14 protein-coding genes are annotated in these 17,196 nt (G+C 64.1%); 6 read left to right on the forward strand and 8 right to left on the reverse strand.

Features of this window, described 5'->3' with window-relative positions; translation table 11 throughout:
- Positions 1–28: 28 nt before the first annotated feature.
- From BRA1417_RS0129190 to BRA1417_RS0129200, 3 genes are read right to left on the reverse strand one after another with little or no spacing between them, the layout of a single operon-like run.
- Positions 29–634 carry a hypothetical protein gene (locus tag BRA1417_RS0129190; RefSeq protein WP_027518816.1) on the reverse strand — a complete coding sequence of 202 codons (606 nt, stop codon included), beginning with the start codon at positions 632–634 and terminating at the stop codon, positions 29–31.
- Positions 627–1,313, reverse strand: coding sequence for a hypothetical protein (locus tag BRA1417_RS0129195; RefSeq protein ID WP_027518817.1), 687 nt, complete (start codon positions 1,311–1,313; stop codon positions 627–629). The genes BRA1417_RS0129190 and BRA1417_RS0129195 overlap by 8 nt, the downstream gene beginning before the upstream one ends.
- On the reverse strand, positions 1,310–2,080 hold the full coding sequence (locus BRA1417_RS0129200) for a MotA/TolQ/ExbB proton channel family protein (RefSeq protein ID WP_027518818.1): 771 nt from the start codon (positions 2,078–2,080) through the stop codon (positions 1,310–1,312). The genes BRA1417_RS0129195 and BRA1417_RS0129200 overlap by 4 nt, the downstream gene beginning before the upstream one ends.
- A 179-nt stretch (positions 2,081–2,259) precedes the next feature.
- On the opposite strand from BRA1417_RS0129200, the gene BRA1417_RS0129205 reads away from it, so the two are divergent.
- From BRA1417_RS0129205 to BRA1417_RS0129220, 4 genes are all read left to right on the forward strand, one after another.
- On the forward strand, positions 2,260–3,630 hold the full coding sequence (locus tag BRA1417_RS0129205; protein WP_027518819.1) for a sensor histidine kinase: 1,371 nt from the start codon (positions 2,260–2,262) through the stop codon (positions 3,628–3,630).
- A gap of 7 nt (positions 3,631–3,637) precedes the next feature.
- The gene (locus tag BRA1417_RS0129210) at positions 3,638–4,288 is read left to right on the forward strand and encodes a response regulator transcription factor (RefSeq protein WP_027518820.1); all 651 of its coding nucleotides are present in this window, start codon (positions 3,638–3,640) and stop codon (positions 4,286–4,288) included.
- A gap of 239 nt (positions 4,289–4,527) precedes the next feature.
- Positions 4,528–5,565, forward strand: a complete 1,038-nt coding sequence (locus BRA1417_RS0129215) for an MBL fold metallo-hydrolase (protein ID WP_027518821.1) — start codon at positions 4,528–4,530, stop codon at positions 5,563–5,565.
- A gap of 102 nt (positions 5,566–5,667) precedes the next feature.
- Positions 5,668–5,967, forward strand: a complete 300-nt coding sequence (locus BRA1417_RS0129220; protein WP_027518822.1) for a hypothetical protein — start codon at positions 5,668–5,670, stop codon at positions 5,965–5,967.
- A 61-nt stretch (positions 5,968–6,028) separates the two neighbouring features.
- Here the strand turns inward: BRA1417_RS0129220 and BRA1417_RS0129225 are convergent, their stop codons facing one another.
- The gene (locus BRA1417_RS0129225; protein ID WP_027518823.1) at positions 6,029–6,613 is read right to left on the reverse strand and encodes a TetR family transcriptional regulator; all 585 of its coding nucleotides are present in this window, start codon (positions 6,611–6,613) and stop codon (positions 6,029–6,031) included.
- Positions 6,614–7,189: 576 nt separating this feature from the next.
- On the opposite strand from BRA1417_RS0129225, the gene purB reads away from it, so the two are divergent.
- Both purB and BRA1417_RS0129240 read left to right on the forward strand, forming a co-directional pair.
- Positions 7,190–8,497 (forward strand): adenylosuccinate lyase, encoded by a 1,308-nt coding sequence (purB, locus tag BRA1417_RS0129235; protein WP_027518824.1) that lies wholly within the window; start codon positions 7,190–7,192, stop codon positions 8,495–8,497.
- 107 nt (positions 8,498–8,604) lie between these two features.
- A complete protein-coding gene (locus BRA1417_RS0129240) occupies positions 8,605–9,777 on the forward strand; it encodes a M20 aminoacylase family protein (protein ID WP_027518825.1) in 1,173 nt (390 codons plus the stop codon).
- Positions 9,778–9,882: 105 nt separating this feature from the next.
- Here the strand turns inward: BRA1417_RS0129240 and BRA1417_RS0129245 are convergent, their stop codons facing one another.
- The 4 genes from BRA1417_RS0129245 to BRA1417_RS0129265 all read right to left on the reverse strand — a co-directional run bounded on the left by BRA1417_RS0129245 (position 9,883) and on the right by BRA1417_RS0129265 (position 17,105).
- The gene (locus tag BRA1417_RS0129245) at positions 9,883–11,208 is read right to left on the reverse strand and encodes an LVIVD repeat-containing protein (RefSeq protein WP_027518826.1); all 1,326 of its coding nucleotides are present in this window, start codon (positions 11,206–11,208) and stop codon (positions 9,883–9,885) included.
- A 132-nt stretch (positions 11,209–11,340) separates the two neighbouring features.
- On the reverse strand, positions 11,341–13,155 hold the full coding sequence (locus BRA1417_RS0129255) for a caspase family protein (RefSeq protein ID WP_035968867.1): 1,815 nt from the start codon (positions 13,153–13,155) through the stop codon (positions 11,341–11,343).
- Between the two features lie 25 nt (positions 13,156–13,180).
- The gene (locus tag BRA1417_RS0129260; RefSeq protein WP_051448394.1) at positions 13,181–14,992 is read right to left on the reverse strand and encodes a caspase family protein; all 1,812 of its coding nucleotides are present in this window, start codon (positions 14,990–14,992) and stop codon (positions 13,181–13,183) included.
- Between the two features lie 205 nt (positions 14,993–15,197).
- On the reverse strand, positions 15,198–17,105 hold the full coding sequence (locus BRA1417_RS0129265; RefSeq protein ID WP_027518829.1) for an acyl-CoA synthetase: 1,908 nt from the start codon (positions 17,103–17,105) through the stop codon (positions 15,198–15,200).
- Between the last annotated feature and the right edge of the window lie 91 nt (positions 17,106–17,196).

Genomic DNA, 17,196 nt, shown 5'->3' on the forward strand with positions numbered 1-17,196 from the left:
GCGCTGCCCTGTCGCGATGGTGAAGAGCCTATTGCTCGTCCTTCGGCGGCATCCGGGGCGGCGGAATCGGGGTGAACACGGCGCCCTGCGCGCCGGCCGGTGGCGCCAGGAATTCGCCGGTCGAGGAATCGCCTCCGCTCGTCTCCAGGATGGTCTTGGGCGTCACATATTCCCTGACCATGTCGATGAGGCTGCCATCGCCGCCGCCGAAATCGGCAGCCCGGCCGCCTTGCGGATGTCCCAGCGCGATCTCGTTCTCCGCCGCATGGGTCTTGTCGGCCAGCCTGTCATTGTAGGGCACACGAAAGGCGCGCGGTATGCCGCTCGGGCGATTGTCATCGTCGAGCTGCTCGACCCAGAGATAGATCGAGCCGGGATCGCCTTCCAGCGAATGCGGCTCGACGATGCGGGCCTTCAGCAGCTTGAAGGAGGTCGGCAGCCGGTCGGCGCTGGCCCAGCCGAGCAGCCCGCGCATTTCCGTGAAGCTGACGACATAGAAGGCGCTGGTCACGACCACCGCAACGGCCTTGATCGACCAGTGCAGCCGCGCATAGACCAACACGACCAGCAGCAGCGCGCCGATGACGGCGTAAGCTATCGAGAGCGTGAGGATGACCGTCTGCAGGCTAGTCACGGCGCACCCTCACAGCGTTCCTGCTCACGCCGGTGCTCGGGTCGAGATCGGCGCCGTTGCGCCAGCCGCTGCGGAACGTCTCGAGCAGCGATTTCGGCCGCTGGTCCACATTGACGACCTTGCCTTCGGCATCGAGCCGGAACCGCACCGCGGTCTTCTCGTCGCCGGTGTGATCGACCGTGAACTTGTTGTCGAAGATCACCTGCGCCGTCGGATTGAGTTTTTGCACCTTCACATTGGCCGTCACAGGCTCGCCGGTCGTCGCCACGAAATGTGAGACATTGACGGTGTATTCGCCGGGAACGATGCCCCGCACCGTGACGATCTCCTCGCGGATCGGCGAGGCAATCTTCTTGCCGTTGACCACAATGAAATCGTTGGCTCCGCCGCGATCGTCGCGGTCGAGCGTGAGGAAGCCGGCCTCGCGGTGGCGATACCAGGCGATATTGCCCACGGGATCCTGCACGAACAGGTCGAGATCGTCGGGGTGGCTGTCGGGCCAGTCCAGTGTGATCATGAACTCGGCCTTGGAGTCGATCTTCCCGTCCTTGGCGTCCGGCGAGACCGCGAGCAGCGCGAGGAAGAACAGGAAAGCGATCACCTGCAGCGCCTTGAACAGCATCACGCCAAGGGGATCGAACGGCTCCTCGCGCGGATAGAGACCGAAATCATCCATCATGGCGCGATTCCAGAACCCTTGCGCTCAAGCACCGGCGTCACATAGGTCTCGGTCAGCACCACCGCATCCGAGAACACCTTCTGGGTCGCGGCATCCAGCATGTAATACTGGATGCGGACCAGGATCGAACCGACCAGGCCCGCCAGCGTCGTGTACATCGCGACCGCCATGCCGTCGCTCATCAGCCCCATCGAGGACCGCATCGCGACCTTGTCGGCGGCATCCAACCCCGCGATCGGCGCCAGCATGATGATGAAACCGACGATGGTGCCGAGCAGGCCGAGCTTCATCAGCGTATCCGAGACGAAAGCCCCGAAGCCGTTGGAGCCGCGCAGCCGGTCGGCGAGCGTCCGCAGCAACAGCGTCTGGTCGACCGGGCGGTAGTCCTGCGCCGCAGCTTTGGTCACGAGGCTCTCGATGTGGTCCCGCACCAGCCCGCTCGGCAGCGCGACTGCCCCCGCGTCAAGCGCCCTGCCGCCCTCGGGCGCCGCGAGCACCGCGCGGCAGCGCCGGGCCGCCGCGCCCTCGCGGGCAATGGCCCGCGTGCGCAGGAAGCAATGACCGCAGGTGACGACATAGAGCAGCGCGATCACGCTGGAAATGTAGGTCCGGTCCGAGGTCAGCATCAGGCGGATCAGGCCGAACCGCCACAGCAGCACGACGGCGAAGATCGAAAGCCCGGTGAAGATCATCCAGAACAGGAGCGCGCTGCGCTCGGATGGGTCGGCAGCGGGCCCCGCGATCGGCCCAATCGTCATCGAACTCATGCTGCACTGCTCCTGGCCGTAAATTCCGCCCATTAGATCAAAGCCGCCGCGCCCGGTCCAAAGAGCCATGCCCAATCCGACTTGGGAAATTTGCCCGAGCTGCCATCTTGCCGTGCCTCGCAATTGGCAAGGCGCGGCGGCGTTGTTAGGCTGACCTTACCAAACTTTGGGGTGATCGCATGCGCCTTGTGCTTCAGCTTGTCGCCCGTCTGCTTCTCATCGTCGCGCTTTGCCTCGGGGCGGCGACCATCTGGGCCACGTTCGACGCCTATCGCAGCGTCGACCGGGCGACTGCGGCCTCCGCGCAGCGGGTCGCCCAGGCGCTGCAGGCCCTGTACTGGCACGAATTCCTGTTGCGTAGCAGCAGAACACGCGAACAGCTTCTGCCGGTTCCGGAGTGGCGCACGCTGGAGACGATGAAGCTGATCTCACCCGGCGTCTGCGTCGAATTCCAACCGGCCGTCGCATTCGAAAAGCCGCTCTGCGGCCAGAGCGAGGGGCTCGGCAAGACGCCGCCGCGCTGGTTCGCGTCGATTGTGCCGACCTTCCTCGGCAGCCATGCCGAAGTGATACGGCCCGTCAGTCCCCGCGCGGCGACCGCCGGAGCAGTGGTCGCGACGCCGGATGAAGCGGCCGCCATCTCGCTCGCCTGGGAGTACATCCTCAACGTGATCGACGTCGCGCTTTTGATGGCGGCGGCGATCGCGCTGCTGGCCTCGCTCGCGATCGCGCATGCGCTGGCGCCGGCGCGCACGATCGTGATCGCCTTGCAGCGCATGGCCCGCGGTCAGTATCGCACGAAACTGCCGCGCTTCCGCTCGATGGAGCTGGCGATGATCGGCAGCGCCGTCGGCGAACTCGGCGGCCGGTTGGAGGAAGCGACCGAGCAACGCGCGGCGCTGACGCGGCGCCTGATCGAGATCCGGGACGACGAACGCCGCGCGCTCGCCCGCGAGCTGCACGACGAGTTCGGACAAAATCTCTCGGCCATCCTCGCCTTCGCCAACACCATCGAGACGGCGAGCACGAAGGCAGACAAGCAAAACGATATCGTGCAGGACGCGCGGATGATCTCGCAGGCCACGCATCATCTGATGGCCTCGCTGCGCGACGCGCTGAAGCGCCTGCGCAATCCCCTGCCCGCCGAGCTTGGACTGGAGGCGAGCCTCGTGAATTTGGTGGATAGCTGGCGCTCGCAGAGCTCGGCGCGGCCGACGATCCAGCTCGATCTTAAGGGCGACCTCACCGACATCAGCGGCCCGGCTGCCACTGCCGCCTATCGCGTCGCGCAGGAATGCCTGACCAACGCGCTGCGCCACGGCGCGGCACGCGAGATTTCTCTGCACGTCGAGCGGCGCACGGGCGACGACGATGCATTGCTGATCCGTGTCGACGACGATGGCGGCGGCGACGCGGCACGCGTTGCGCAGTCGGCGGGCTTCGGCCTCACCGGCATCCGCGAGCGCGTCGCAGCGGCCGGCGGCTCAATCTCGATCCTGCCCGCCCGAGGCGGACTCAGCGTCGCCGCCACCATCCCGCTCGCCGCGTGAGGCCGGCATGAACGAGATTACGACAACAGGCATCTCCGTGCTGCTGGTCGATGACCATCCGATCGTACGGCAAGGCTATCGGCGCGTGCTGGAAAGCCAGGGCGATCTGCATGTCGTGGCGGAAGCCGACAACGCCGCGGACGCCTACAGCGCCTTCAAGGCGCGCGATCCCGACGTGGTCTTGCTGGATATCTCGATGCCCGGCGCGAGCGGGCTGGAAGCCATCCGCAACATCCGCGCGCGCAGCCGGCGGGCGCGAATCCTCGTTTTCACCATGCACAACGAGGCCGTGCTGGTGAAGGCAGCCTTCAGTGCCGGCGCCAGCGGCTTCGTCACCAAGAGTAGCGAGCCGTCCGCGGTCGTGTCCGCGATCCGCAGCGTCGCGCGCGGCGAACGCGCCATGAGCGACGACATCGCGCACATCCTGGCCGAGGACAGCCTGTCGGCGGGCTCGGCGCTGGATCAACTGGGCGAACGCGAGATCGAGATCCTGCGCCAGTTCGCCGGCGGCGCCACGACCGAACAGATCGCCGCGCATCTCAATCTCAGCGTCAAGACGGTGCAGAACTATCACTATCTGATCAAGACCAAGACCGGCGCGCGCACGGATGCGCAGCTCGTGCGGTTAGCGGCCAATTGTGGGCTGACGAAAATCTAGAGCGTGACGGCGAGCCGTTTACTGCGACCAGAATAACTGGTTCCCAACTGGCCATCCCAACGAAGGTCTCCAAATCTCTCTTAGATTGTGCTAGGCTTCACCACAGGCACCGCATCCAGCACCAAGCGGCCAGTGGATGTGTGTCCGGCTCGGATCTTTCGTCGAGAGCCAGTTTGGACGGCTCTCGAGGCCGCCCTCGTTCCCGTTGTATGTCTTGCACGACAACAGGAGACGCTTTCATGAACATCAGGGACAGTCTTCTTGCAGCACTGATCGCCTTCAGCGCTTTCGCGGCCGGGCTCACCGAAAGCGCGGCAGCTGACGCGAAAAACCAGATCACGATTCTCTATGACGCCTTCGGCACCAATGACGCGATGACAAAGGACTGGGGTTTCTCCGCCCTTGTCGAAATCGCGGGAAAACGCATCCTGTTCGATACGGGTAACGATCCCGAAATCTTCGCGGCGAACGTGAAAGCCAAGGGAGTTGATCTCTCGGACCTCGACTTTGTCGTTCTTTCGCACCGCCACTCCGATCATATGGCGGGCTTGTCCTACCTCCTGAGCATCAATCCGACCGTCAAGATCTACGCGCCAAAGGAAGGATTTGGCATCTACGGCTCGTCTCTGCCGTCCGGCTTCTACCGCAAGGACGAGGCTTTGCCGCCTGAGATGCGGTACTATGCAGGCAAGCCGCCCGCGGTGATGAAGTTCGGCAGGGCATGGGCACACGCGAACTTCGAACTGATCGATCAGACCACCGAGATTGCTCCCGGTATCACACTTATCTCGCTGATTTCCGACGCACCGGGCACGAGAGAGCTCAAGGAGCTGTCCTTGGCCGTCAACACGGCCGACGGCATGGTCCTTCTGGTCGGTTGCTCGCACCCCGGGATCGAGCGCATCGTCGAAGCGGCGACGGCTATCAATCCCAGGATTCATCTCATCGCGGGAGGATTTCATCTGGTCGTCGCACCTGACGAAGCGATCGCGAAAGTCGTTACCGCCCTGAAGGACAGGTTCAAGGTCGACAGCGTAGCCCCGGGACATTGCACCGGTGAGCCGACTTTTGCCGCGCTCAAGAAGGCTTTCGGCGACAATTATCTCTACGCAGGCCTCGGCACGTCGATTCCGGTTGCAACGGTTGCGGGCGTGAATGTCAGACGCGGGGAAGGTCCGACGCTTGACGACCTTGCGACCTACCGCAAACTCGCTGGGCGCGAAGACCCGTTCGGCATATTGCGGTTGCGCAGCTCGCATTTGGCACCCGCGCTTTAGGGCGCTGGCGCGCGGCTCGCACCTTTAGATTATGTATGGCCGGATGGGATTGGAACTGACGCCGTCGCGCGGTGGTTAGTAGCGGAGTGAGGGAGTTGCGCCATGAGTAAGGCTATCCGCGAAGCCATCCATCATCCCCCGATCATCACTGTCGGCGAGCTCATCGATGAACTCTGCCGTCTGCCAGACACAGCGACGATCCAATTCCACTGCCCCATTCTCGAACAGGAACTTGCGTTCTACCGCCTTCGAAAACGGTCAAAAGACGTGGTCGAAATCGAAGTCAATACCTATCCGGAAAGCCCGTCGGTCGTGCCATCGGCCAACGTCGCCTTACGTGCGCGAAAAAAGACCCATCATCCGCGCTCGCTCGGCAATGGCAGCGTTGCCCATAAGGTCTGAGATAGAACCGCGACAGGTCACGTCAGGTGTGACGGCTTCGGAACGCGTGAAGGAAGTTGGCCTACGCCTTCAGCCCGCGCAATACCAGCGCCAGCGTCGCATCGACCCGCGCCGAGAGATCGGCATCCTTCCACTCGTCGGCGTGGGCCGGATGGTGGAAGCGGACGGTGGCATCGAAGATCGCACGCGCGGTGGTCTTGACATCGTCCACGGCGAACACGCCCTGCGTCACGCCATCGGACAGGATCGCCGCGATCTGGTCGATCATGGTGTCCTTGTGACATTTGACGGCTGCACAGGCCTCACGCGCAAGGGTCAGATAGGTGTCGAACATCTCGGGGTCGTCGAGCACGCGCGAACGCTTGGCGGCGAACAGGGTGCGCAGCCAGCGGTCGAGCCGCGCCGGAGCCGGGCCCTGCTCTTCGGCGAGCTGGCGTAAGGGCGCATCGATCCGGTCCAGCCAGCGTTTGGCGACGGCCTCGCGCAGCGAGGCCTTGCTCGGAAAATGGCGGTAGACGCTGCCGTGGCTCACATCGAGCGCACGGGCCACGTCGACGACGGTGGCCTTGGCGAGTCCGTAACGTCGCAGCACGTCCTCGGTGACTTCGAGGATCCGCTCCGGCGTCAAGATAACGGCTTCGTTCATGCCAGCACCATGTTCCCGTTGAGGGCTCAGTTACCCGGCGATGGGGCTGCTTCCGAAGCGCCCGTACCGGTCGTTTCGGAAAGCTCTCGCCTTAATGAGGCAGTTTTGCAGCCTGCGCCGCGATCTGGCGCGCCACCAGTAAATTGAGCCAGTGCCCAATCGTCCCGGTCAAATTGATGATTTCGGTCGTCATTGTCGTAAGTCTCCAATCAACTGGCGGTCCCCGTTGTTCAATTGCGACCCTCAATCCGCCATTTGGGACGTTGGGCTTCCGGGATGCCGCCAGACGCCCAATCGGAGCGTCCGAGAACGGATATACACGTCTCGCTGACAGATTTCAATATCTGTCAGTCAATGATCCGTGATTGACAGTTAATATCTGCGAGCTTCCCCCTGAGGCCGGCCACCCATCGCCCCACCGCCGCCGGGCCGATGATCCTGTCCAGTCCAATCATCCCCCGCTACGTTGCCGGCGCCGTTTGTTTCGCCCTCCCCGCTCTGCTAGATCACGGCGTAAAAAGCATTTTGGCAGGTCGCCCCTTCCGGGTCGCCCGCCCACCTTCCTGGAGCAGTCCAATGATCCCCCGCTATACCCGCCCGGAAATGGCCTCGATCTGGGAGCCGCAGACCCGGTTCAAGATCTGGTTCGAGATCGAGGCGCATGCGGCGGACGCCCTTGCCGAGCTCGGCACAATCCCCAAGGAGGCCGCCAAAACGGTCTGGGCCAAGGCCAAGGACGCCAGTTTCGACGTCGCCCGCATCGACGAGATCGAGCGCGAGACCAAGCACGACGTCATCGCCTTCCTCACCCACCTCGCCGAGATCGTCGGCCCCGAGGCGCGCTTCGTCCATCAGGGCATGACCTCCTCCGACGTGCTCGACACCTGCCTCAACGTCCAGCTCACCCGCGCCGCCGACCTGCTGCTCGCCGACCTCGACAAGGTGCTGGCGGCGCTGAAGAAGCGCGCCCTCGAGCACAAGATGACGCCGACCATCGGCCGCAGCCACGGCATCCACGCCGAACCCGTGACCTTCGGCCTCAAGCTTGCCTATGCCTATGCGGAATTCTCGCGCGCCAAGGAGCGCCTGATCGCGGCGCGCAAGGAAGTCGCCACCTGCGCCATCTCCGGTGCGGTCGGCACTTTTGCCCAGATCGATCCGCGCGTCGAACAGCATGTTGCCAAGGCCATGGGCCTCGTCCCCGAGCCGATCTCGACGCAGGTCATCCCCCGCGACCGCCACGCGATGTACTTCTCGACGCTCGGCGTGATCGCGTCCTCGGTCGAGCGTTTCGCGGTGGAGATCCGCCACATGCAGCGCACCGAAGTGCTGGAAGCCGAGGAGTTCTTCTCCGAAGGGCAGAAGGGTTCGTCTGCGATGCCGCACAAGCGCAACCCGGTGCTCTCGGAAAACCTCACGGGCCTGTCGCGCATGGTGCGCGCCTATGTGACGCCGGCACTGGAAAACGTCGTGCTCTGGCACGAGCGCGACATCTCGCATTCCTCCGCCGAGCGCATGATGGGTCCCGACGCGACCGTGACGCTCGACTTCGCGCTGGTCCGCCTCGCCGGCCTGATCGACAAGCTGCTGGTGTACCCCGCCAACATGCAGAAGAACCTCGACCGCCTCGGTGGCCTCGTGCATTCGCAGCGCGTGCTGCTGGCGCTGACGCAGAAGGGCGCAAGCCGCGAGGACGCCTACAAGCTCGTGCAGCGCAACGCCATGCCGGTCTGGCGCGGCGAAGGCGACTTCCTCCAGCTTCTGAAGAAGGACGCTGACGTGAAGAAGTATCTCACGGACGCCGAGATCGAGGAGCAGTTCGACCTCGGCTATCACTTCAAGCACGTCGACACGATCTTCAAGCGCGTGTTCGGCGAAAGCTGAACGTCATCCCTAGCCCTGGTGAGCGCAGCGATACCCGGGACTTCTTCTTGCAAAGATCCCGGATGTTGCCTCGCTCATCCGGCAACAACAACAGAGACGGAGCCTCCATGCCCATCGTCAACCGCGTTGCCGCCCTCTCCGACGAAATGGCCGCCTGGCGCCATGACTTCCACGAGAACCCGGAGCTGCAATATGACGTCCACCGCACCGCCGGCATCGTCGCCGACCGCTTGCGCGAGTTCGGCTGCGACGAGGTGGTGACGGGCATCGGCCGCACCGGCGTCGTCGGTGTGATCCGCGGACGCAAATCCGCCTCGGGCAAGACCATTGGTCTGCGTGCCGACATGGACGCGCTGCCGATCATGGAGACCTCAGGGGTTGCCTACGCCTCCAAGGTCCCCGGCAAGATGCACGCTTGCGGCCATGACGGCCACACCGCCATGCTGCTCGGCGCCGCCAAATATCTCGCCGAGACCCGCAACTTCGACGGCAACGCGGTCGTGATCTTCCAGCCCGCGGAAGAAGGCGGCGGCGGCGGCAAGGCGATGGTCGAGGACGGACTGATGACGCGCTGGAACATCCAGGAGGTCTACGGCATGCACAACATGCCGGGCCTGCCCGAAGGACATTTCGCGACCACGCCCGGCGCGATGCTCGCCTCCTCCGACAACATCCAGATCACCGTCCACGGCAAAGGCGGCCACGCCGGTGCGGGTCCGCACAAGTCGATCGACAGCGTGCTGATCGGCGCACAGATCGTCAACGCGCTGCAATCGATCGTCGCGCGCAACGTCGATCCGCTGAAGTCCGCGGTCATCTCGATCACGCAATTCCACTCCGGCACGGCCTTCAACATCATCCCGGAGATCGCCGAGCTCGGCGGCACCGTGCGCACGCTCGATCCTGAAGTGCGCGATCTGGTCGAGCGCCGTATCGGCGAGGTCGCCGACAGCGTTGCGCGCGCCTATGGCGGTTCGGCGGAGACCAAGTACACGCGCATGTACCCGGTGACGATGAACCATGCGCGCGAGGCTGGCCTCGCCGCCGACGTCGCCCGCGACATTGTCGGTGCCGAGCGCGTCAACGACAAGTTCATTCCCATGATGGGCGCCGAAGACTTCTCCTTCATGCTGGAAGCGCGCCCCGGCGCGATGATCCTGGTCGGCATGGGCGACGGCAACGAGTGCCACCACCCGGCTTACGTCTTCAACGACAACATCTTGGGCCACGGCGCGTCCTATTGGGCGCGACTCGTCGAAACGCGGATGCCGGCGGGGTAGCGCAGGTCTCGTAGGGTGGACAAAGCGAAAGCGTGCCCACCAGAGCCTTCTCCGCTACGAATGGGGGCACGGCGCTTCGCGCCTTTGCCTACCCTACAACACCGCTCATCCCTGATATTGCAGCACGTGCATGCCGGCGTTCCAATCGGAGACAAACATCAGTCCGTCCGGCCGAACATAGGCGTCACAGGTCTTGGCCGCGAGCGCAACGTTCGGGCGCGGGTCGATGAGCTTTTTCGGTGTCGGCGGCACCCAATAAGCGATCTCCTTCGGTGCGAAGGCGTCCCTGATGTCGAACACCCTGACGCCGGCATTGTTGTAGGTCGCGAAGATCGTCTCCTCGCTCTGGAACGAGCCCGGGCGGTTCTCGTGCAGATTATGCGGCCCGAAGGTGCCGTTCGTGCAGAAGTCGCGGTCGCGCGGGGTCGGCAGGGTTGCAATCGGCACCGGGTTTCCAGGCGCGCGCACGTCGAGAACGAATGTATGGAACAGGCCCTTGGCGCAATTGTCCGCATTCGCTTCGTCCGCGACGATTGCGAGCTGTCGCTTGGGCAGCGGCAGCGGCGTATGCGTGCCGCCGGCGAAGGGCGGCGACCAGTTGATGTGGGACAGCAGCCTTGGATTCATGGGATCGCTGATGTCATGAATGGTGAAGCCGCCATCGCGCCAGGCGGCATAGCCGCGATCACCCGCCGTGATCATGTGATGGAGCGCAAAGCGCTTGCCCTTGGGCGTCGCCGGCTCGCCCGCCGCGCGGTTCATGCCCGGCAGCCACCATTTCGCGACGATCTCCGGCTTCGTGATGGTCTTGAGATCGACCACGCAAAGGATATGGTCGGTGAACTCGTCGAGATGCGCCGACACATAGGCGTAGCGGCCGCCCGGCCACCACAGCCGGTTGATGCCGAAGCCAGGCATTTCGAGGAACGCGATCTCGCGCATCTCGCCCGGTTTCGAGATGTCGTGGATCGAGAGGCCGCAGCTGAATTTCTTGGCCTTGGTGATGCTGTCGACCAGCGTGTTCTCGAAATAGCCGCGCATGTTGTCGTAGGACTGCATCGCGACGATGTTGGCGCCGTTCGCAAGCAGCAGCAAATCTTCCGCCACCTGCAAATGGTGGGTGCGGGTGTATTGTCCTGCGGTGAAGAAATTGACCGGCTTCAGCGCACGCGGATCGGATGCGTCCAGGATCGTCACGCCGTCGCTGAACATGTGCCCGACATAGACGTGCTGCCGGTTGAACATCACTTGCACGCTGTCGGGCCGTCCGCCGATGTCGCTGTAGGAGATGTGCTTGATGCCCTTGCCGATGCCCTCGGGCGGAATGTCTGCCTCTGAAGCCGATGCCGGCCTCGACCACCCGGACAGCGCGGCGGATCCGAACACGGCCGACAATTGCTGAAGGTGGCGGCGGCGAGAGAGTTGTGGCATCGGTTTTCCCCTTTTTTGGAGAATGATGCTCGCATGCGGCGAGGCATGCAAGCCTCGTGTCCTCGGCTCTCACCCGAGCATGCACCACCTCGCGCTGCATCATGAGCGGATCGCAACGATGATGCCGTCGATCTAATTGCACATCTCGGTGGTAACCATGACCCCGCGGAGGTCCTTCACCGTTCCGAGACGGCACCCCTTTCCGACCGGCCTGCATCCCGCATTGTTGCAGACCATCTGCCCGGTCGCTTGCGACTTTGGCGCTGCGGACTCGGCGTCTTTCCGGTCCTGATCTCGCCTTCTTGAATCTTCGCGCGTCGCCACCGGCTTCTTCTCCGGCACCTTCTCGCATTCGTTGTCGTCGCCGACGTGATAGCCGGCGCGGCAGGTGATCTTCGCGCATTGATCGCCGTCGGCTTTGAAGCCGAAATTGCATACGAGCGGGCAGACACGTCCCGGCTTCGCCTTCAGCGCATCGAGCGCGTCGACACTTGCAAGCTTCGCGTCGAACTGGGTGCCGGCATATTTGTTGAACAGCGTCAGCGAGCGCTGCGACGCGGCGTTCCAATCGCCGTCGGCGGTAGACGAAAGGCAACCGACACGGCGCAGTTCGCTCTGAACGGATTTCGCGAGATCACCGGGCGGCGGGGAACTTGGCGGCGGCGACAGCGCGGCCACCTTCCTGCTTTCGGCATCAGCCGCCTGCTTCTCCGCCGCCTGCTTCGCTGCGGCCTCACTCGCCGCCTTCTCAAGCGCCCGCTTCTCCGCCAGCGACTTGGCCGCGGCAGCTTCCGCCGCCTTTCGATCTCGTTCGGCCGCCTCCGCCTTGGCCTGCTCGATCTGCTTGGCCTTCTCGGCCGCGATCCTCGCCTCTTCCGCGACTTTGGCAGCGGCGGCGGCTTTCTCCTGCTCGGCCTTCTGGGCTCGTTCGGTCGCGAGCCTCGCCTTCTCCTGTTCGGCCAGACGCGCCTTCTCCGTCGCCAGCGTGCGATCCTCCTCGGCGGCAATCTTCTTCAGCTGGACACGGGCGAGGTTGGCGTAAAAGCCGTCCGGATAGGTCTGGAGGAATGCTTCCCAAGCCTCGCGCAGGCCGGCCTGAAGGGCAAGCTCGTAGTCTTTGCGCACACTGTCCTGCGGATTTGCCTGCGGACCGGCTGCCGCGGCCGGCCTTGCCGGCACCAGCGGCACATCGCTGCCGCCCAGGGAGCCATAGACATACGGCTCCTGCTTGTTGCCGGTCTTCTTCAAGACGTCGTCACGGACGAACCCGAACGCCTTGCGCAAGTCGAGCCCGGGCTTCGGCAGATGATCGGTCAGCGCGACCGCAAACGGGCTGTTGCGGGAGTCGCCATCCGACGCCGTCGATCCCGCCTTGGCCGCAAACGCGATCATCGTGTTCGGACTGGTCGGCTCGACCTTGGCAAGGCCGCCCCCAATCGCGCGCGAGGCCAGAGTGCGCTTCATCGTCTTGGCGAAGGGATTGTCGCGGCACGCATCGAGGATGACGAGCCGGAGTTGTTTGGCCGGTTCGACCGCATACAGCGCGCGATCCAGCGCGATCGTCTCGTCGAGGACATCGCCGTCGGTTTCCAGCATGGCATCGGTCGGAACGAGATAGTTGCTGCCGTCCAGCTCGATGCCGTGGCCCGCATAGTAGATCACCGCCATGTCGGCATCGCGCGTCCTGGCCGCGAACTCGCGTAGCGATCGCCGCATTTCGCTGGCATTGAGGTCCAGCCTGATCTCGACCGTATCGAAGCCCGCATTCCTGAACATGCCGCCGACCAGACCGGCGTCGTTCACCGGGTTCGCGAGCCGCGGCGCGTTCTTGTAGGCGGAATTGCCGATGACGAGCGCGACGCGCTTCTCCGCCTGCGCCGGCGCGCAGGCGCACAAAGCCGTAAATATGAATAGGAAGAGATATCGGGCGATTTTCACGCAATTCATCCGCGGTTTTGGATCGACTGCACGATCAGTTGCAGACTTCATAATTGCCGCTTCCTACGGAGGCGTTATATCTTCCGGGCGTGGCCCCGGCCACGAGTCTGCATCCTTTCTGCACCGGACGACAGCCGGACGAACTGCAAAAAATCTGCCCACTGGCTTCGGGCTTCGAGGGCGCCGATTCCGAGGCCTTCCGGTCCTGGTCGCGCCTCTTCGAATCCTCGCGCGTCGCCACCGGCTTTTTCTCCTGAATCTTTTCGCACTCGTTGTCGTCACCAACGCGATAGCCGGCGCGGCAGGCGATCTTCACGCATTGATCGCCGTCGGCCTTGGAGCCGAAATTGCAAATGAGCGGGCAGACCCGTCCCGGCTTCGCTTTCAGTGCGTCGAGCGCGTCGACGCTTGCGAGCTTGGCGTCGAATTGGGTGCCGGCATATTTGTTGAACAGGGTCAGCGAACGCTGCGATGCTGCGCTCCAGTCGCCGTCAGCGGTGGCGGACAGGCAGCCGACGCGGCGCAATTCACTCTGCACGGATTTTGTCAGATCAGCCGCCGACAATGTGGATGCCGGCGCCGGTGAAAGGGCTGCGACTTTTTGCTCGGCCTCAGGCATCTGCCGATCGGCCACAGGCTTTGCCGCCTGCTCCGCCTTCTCGGCGGCCTGCCTGGCAACAAGCTCGGCCTTGGCCTTCTCCGTCGCCTGCTTCTCGGCCTGTGCTTTTGCCGCGGCGGCTTCGGCCAGCTTGCGCTGCTGCTCCGCTGCCTCCGTCCTCGCCTGCTCGATCTGCTTCTGTTTCTCCGCTGCGACACGTGCCTCTTCGGCGGCCTTGGCCGCCGCGACCGCCTTGTCCTGCTCGGCCTTCTGGGCGCGTTCGGCAATGAGCCTTGCCTTCTGCTGCTCGGCCGCATTCGCTTTTTGCTCGGCCGACACGCGCGTCTCCTCGGCGCCGATCTTGTTCAACTGGCCCTTGGCGAGATTCGCATAGAACCCCTCGGGATATTGCGCCAGAAACGCTTCCCAACCGTCCCGCGTGGCCAGCTGCAGCGCGAGCTCGTAATCCCTGCGAATAGAATCCTGCGGGTTGGCCTGCGGCCCGGTCGCGGCCGGCTTGGTCGCAACCAGCGGCACATCGTCGCCGCCGAGCGAGCCGTAGACATAGGGCTCCTGCTTGTAGCCGGTGCTCTTGAGCACGTCGTCGCGCACGAATCCGAACGCCTTGCGCAAATCGAGGCCCGGCTTGGGCAAGTGCTCGACCAAAGCAACGGCGAACGGGCTATTCCTGGAGTCACCGTCAGACGCGGTCGAACCGGCCTTTGCCGCAAACGCAATCATGGTGTTGGGGCTGGTCGGCTCGACCTTGGCAAGCCCGCGTCCGATCGCGCGCGAGGCCAGCGTCCGCTTCATGGTCTTGGAAAACGGATTGTCGCGGCAGGCATCCAGGATGATCAGGCGCAGCTGCTTGGCCGGCTCGACTGCGAACAGCGCGCGCTCGACCGGGATGGTTTCGTCGAGCACGTCGCCATCCGTCTCCAGCGTCGCGTCGATCGGAATGAGATAGTTGGTGCCTTCCAGCTCGATGCCGTGGCCGGCGTAATAGATCACCGCCATATCGGCATCGCGGGTCCTGCCGGCGAACTCACGCAACATGCGCCGCATCTCGCTGGCGCTGAGATCCAGCCTGACATCGACGGAATCAAAGCCCGCCTTCTTGAACATGCCGCCGACCAGAGTGGCATCGTTGACGGGATTGCCGAGCTTGGGCGCGCTCTTGTAGGCGGAATTGCCGATGACAAGCGCAACCCGCCGGTCCGCATGGGCCGGTCCGCAGGCGAGGCCCATCGCCAAAATCAACAGAGCAAATATCCGAAACGGAATCACTTGCGTCCCCCCGGATGCAATTCCACGAGACTATTCGGACCATGGCTCAATTACCAATTCTTCCTATGTGATATTTGTCACATAAGGGGCTCTATCGGGGGTATGGATAATGCGGCGAAGCCTCGCCCTGCTTTCGAGCTGACGCCAAAGCCGTCTGTTTGGTCCGTTACGTTTGCACGACCTCGTGGCGCATCACGAACGGTGCAAGCAGTGCGTGCACCTCGCGGGCAACCGCCTCGCGCTGATCCGCCGGCAGGCCCGCCAGCGTCACGGTGGCGATCGAACCGTGGCTGCCGTGAGCGCCGACCCTGACCTTGCAGTCGATGCCGCGCTCGGTGAGCGGTGTCAGCACCTTCGTGAACACGCGCTGGGCTGCGTCCCAGCGCAGCTGCGGCTTGAACACTTTGCCGACGCCCGTCACCGGCATCGGATCGATCGGGATGACCTGCACCGGGACAGCCGCGCGCTCCGGCGTACGCTCGCGGACCCACGTCTCCAGCTCGCCCGGCTCGACAGTCGCGCCCGGCTTCAGCTGCACATAGCCCACCGGCAGCTCGCCGGCATAGGCGTCGGGCTGGCCGACCACCGCGGCAAAGCCGACGGCGGGATGGCGGAACATGATCTCCTCGATCGGGGCCGGATCGATGTTGTGGCCGCCGCGGATCACGAGATCCTTGGCGCGGCCGGTGATCCAGAGATAACCGTCAGCATCGAGCCGGCCAAGATCGCCGGAATTGACCCAGACCTCGTCGACGAAAGCACCCTTGTTGTGCTCGTCGTTGAGATAGCCGCCGAACACGCCGGGCCCGGCCATGATGACGACGCCGATCTCGTCCGGCGCGCAGTCGCGGTTCAGCTTGCCGTCGGCATCGAGCTGGACGATGCGGACCCGCGCGTAGGGCATGGGCAGGCCGACCGAACCGAGCCGGATCGGCCGCGACGGATAGGCCAGCGTGTGCACGCTCGAGGTCTCGGTCATGCCATAGACCTCGACGACCGGCAGCTTGAGCTTGTCCTGGATCGCAGACCCCACCGCGACCGGGATCGCCGAGCCGCCACCGGCTGCATATTTCAGGCTGGAGATATCGGCGTTGCCAGGCGGCACCGCGAGCGTCGCGGCGAGTACCGTCGGGACGCTCGAGAGCGCCTCCGGCTTGAAGCGCTCGACCAGTTGCCAGATGTTCTTCACCGCATTCGGATTGCGCCATCCGCTCGGCGACAACACGACCAGCGAACCGCCGGCCGACAGCGTCGTCAGCACCTGCGTCAACGAGCCTCCGACGTGAAACAGCGGCATGCCGAACAGCATGTTGGCGCCCGGCTTCGACTTCAGCAGCAGATTGAGTGCCCAGGCCTGATAGACTTGGTTGGCGTGGGTGTGCCGCACCAGCTTTGGCGTGCCCGTGGTGCCGCCGGTGTGGAAATAGGCGGCGATGTCGCTGCCCAGAATCTTGCGCCCGCTGTTAAGGTGGTCCGAAGGCTGCTGCTTGATCAGGTCGCTCAAGGCAAAGACTCCCTTCCCCGGATCACCGCCGCCAAACACCTGTACGATCGCCTTGAGATGCTTGAGTTGCGGCCTGATCTGCTCGACTTTCTGCCAGATGTCCGTGCCCGGCATCGGCCCGAGCGCCACCAAAATTTTCGTATTCGCAGCCTCGAGGATCTCGGCGATCTGGTGCGGCTCCAGCAGCGGATTGACGGGATTGGCGATGCCGGCGGCCTCCGCGCCGAACAGCGTTACGAACGCGTCCGGCACCAGCGGCAGCATGAAGCTGACGACGTCGCCCTTCTCCACGCCAAGTGCGTGAAACATGTTGGCGGCCTGCGTGACGCGCGCGATGAAGTCGCGGTACGTGACCACGACCGGCGTGTCGGCGGGATCGGCATTTTGCAGGAACTGGATCGCTGGCCCGTCGGGATTGCGGTCAGCCCCGAGCCTGATGGCGTCATAGGTGCTGTCGGCCGCGACCCGCTCGGCGTAAGGGACCTGCTCGAAGGCCCGGACCTCTTTGTCAGTCGCCAATTCCGGATAGTCGTCGCCGATGAACCGATCGAGCGCGTGGATGCCCGCCATGGAATTCCGTCCTCCCTCAGATGCATTTCCCCGCCCCCTGTCTTTTGACATTTTGGTTTGGCGAGACGCCGACCAGTCACCGGTCGCGCAC

This window comes from Bradyrhizobium sp. WSM1417, from assembly GCF_000515415.1.
In the GTDB taxonomy this organism is placed as follows: domain Bacteria; phylum Pseudomonadota; class Alphaproteobacteria; order Rhizobiales; family Xanthobacteraceae; genus Bradyrhizobium.

What these genes read in the sequence shown, in the direction of transcription:
- BRA1417_RS0129225 (WP_027518823.1), bottom strand. Translation starts at nt 6,613, where the DNA reads ATGAACGAAGCCGTTATCTTGACGCCGGAGCGGATCCTCGAAGTCACC.
- BRA1417_RS0129195 (WP_027518817.1), bottom strand. Translation starts at nt 1,313, where the DNA reads ATGATGGATGATTTCGGTCTCTATCCGCGCGAGGAGCCGTTCGATCCC.
- BRA1417_RS0129210 (WP_027518820.1), top strand. Translation starts at nt 3,638, where the DNA reads ATGAACGAGATTACGACAACAGGCATCTCCGTGCTGCTGGTCGATGAC.
- BRA1417_RS0129265 (WP_027518829.1), bottom strand. Translation starts at nt 17,105, where the DNA reads ATGGCGGGCATCCACGCGCTCGATCGGTTCATCGGCGACGACTATCCG.
- BRA1417_RS0129215 (WP_027518821.1), top strand. Translation starts at nt 4,528, where the DNA reads ATGAACATCAGGGACAGTCTTCTTGCAGCACTGATCGCCTTCAGCGCT.
- BRA1417_RS0129220 (WP_027518822.1), top strand. Translation starts at nt 5,668, where the DNA reads ATGAGTAAGGCTATCCGCGAAGCCATCCATCATCCCCCGATCATCACT.
- BRA1417_RS0129200 (WP_027518818.1), bottom strand. Translation starts at nt 2,080, where the DNA reads ATGAGTTCGATGACGATTGGGCCGATCGCGGGGCCCGCTGCCGACCCA.
- BRA1417_RS0129245 (WP_027518826.1), bottom strand. Translation starts at nt 11,208, where the DNA reads ATGCCACAACTCTCTCGCCGCCGCCACCTTCAGCAATTGTCGGCCGTG.
- BRA1417_RS0129205 (WP_027518819.1), top strand. Translation starts at nt 2,260, where the DNA reads ATGCGCCTTGTGCTTCAGCTTGTCGCCCGTCTGCTTCTCATCGTCGCG.
- BRA1417_RS0129255 (WP_035968867.1), bottom strand. Translation starts at nt 13,155, where the DNA reads ATGAATTGCGTGAAAATCGCCCGATATCTCTTCCTATTCATATTTACG.
- BRA1417_RS0129240 (WP_027518825.1), top strand. Translation starts at nt 8,605, where the DNA reads ATGCCCATCGTCAACCGCGTTGCCGCCCTCTCCGACGAAATGGCCGCC.
- BRA1417_RS0129260 (WP_051448394.1), bottom strand. Translation starts at nt 14,992, where the DNA reads ATGGGCCTCGCCTGCGGACCGGCCCATGCGGACCGGCGGGTTGCGCTT.
- purB (WP_027518824.1), top strand. Translation starts at nt 7,190, where the DNA reads ATGATCCCCCGCTATACCCGCCCGGAAATGGCCTCGATCTGGGAGCCG.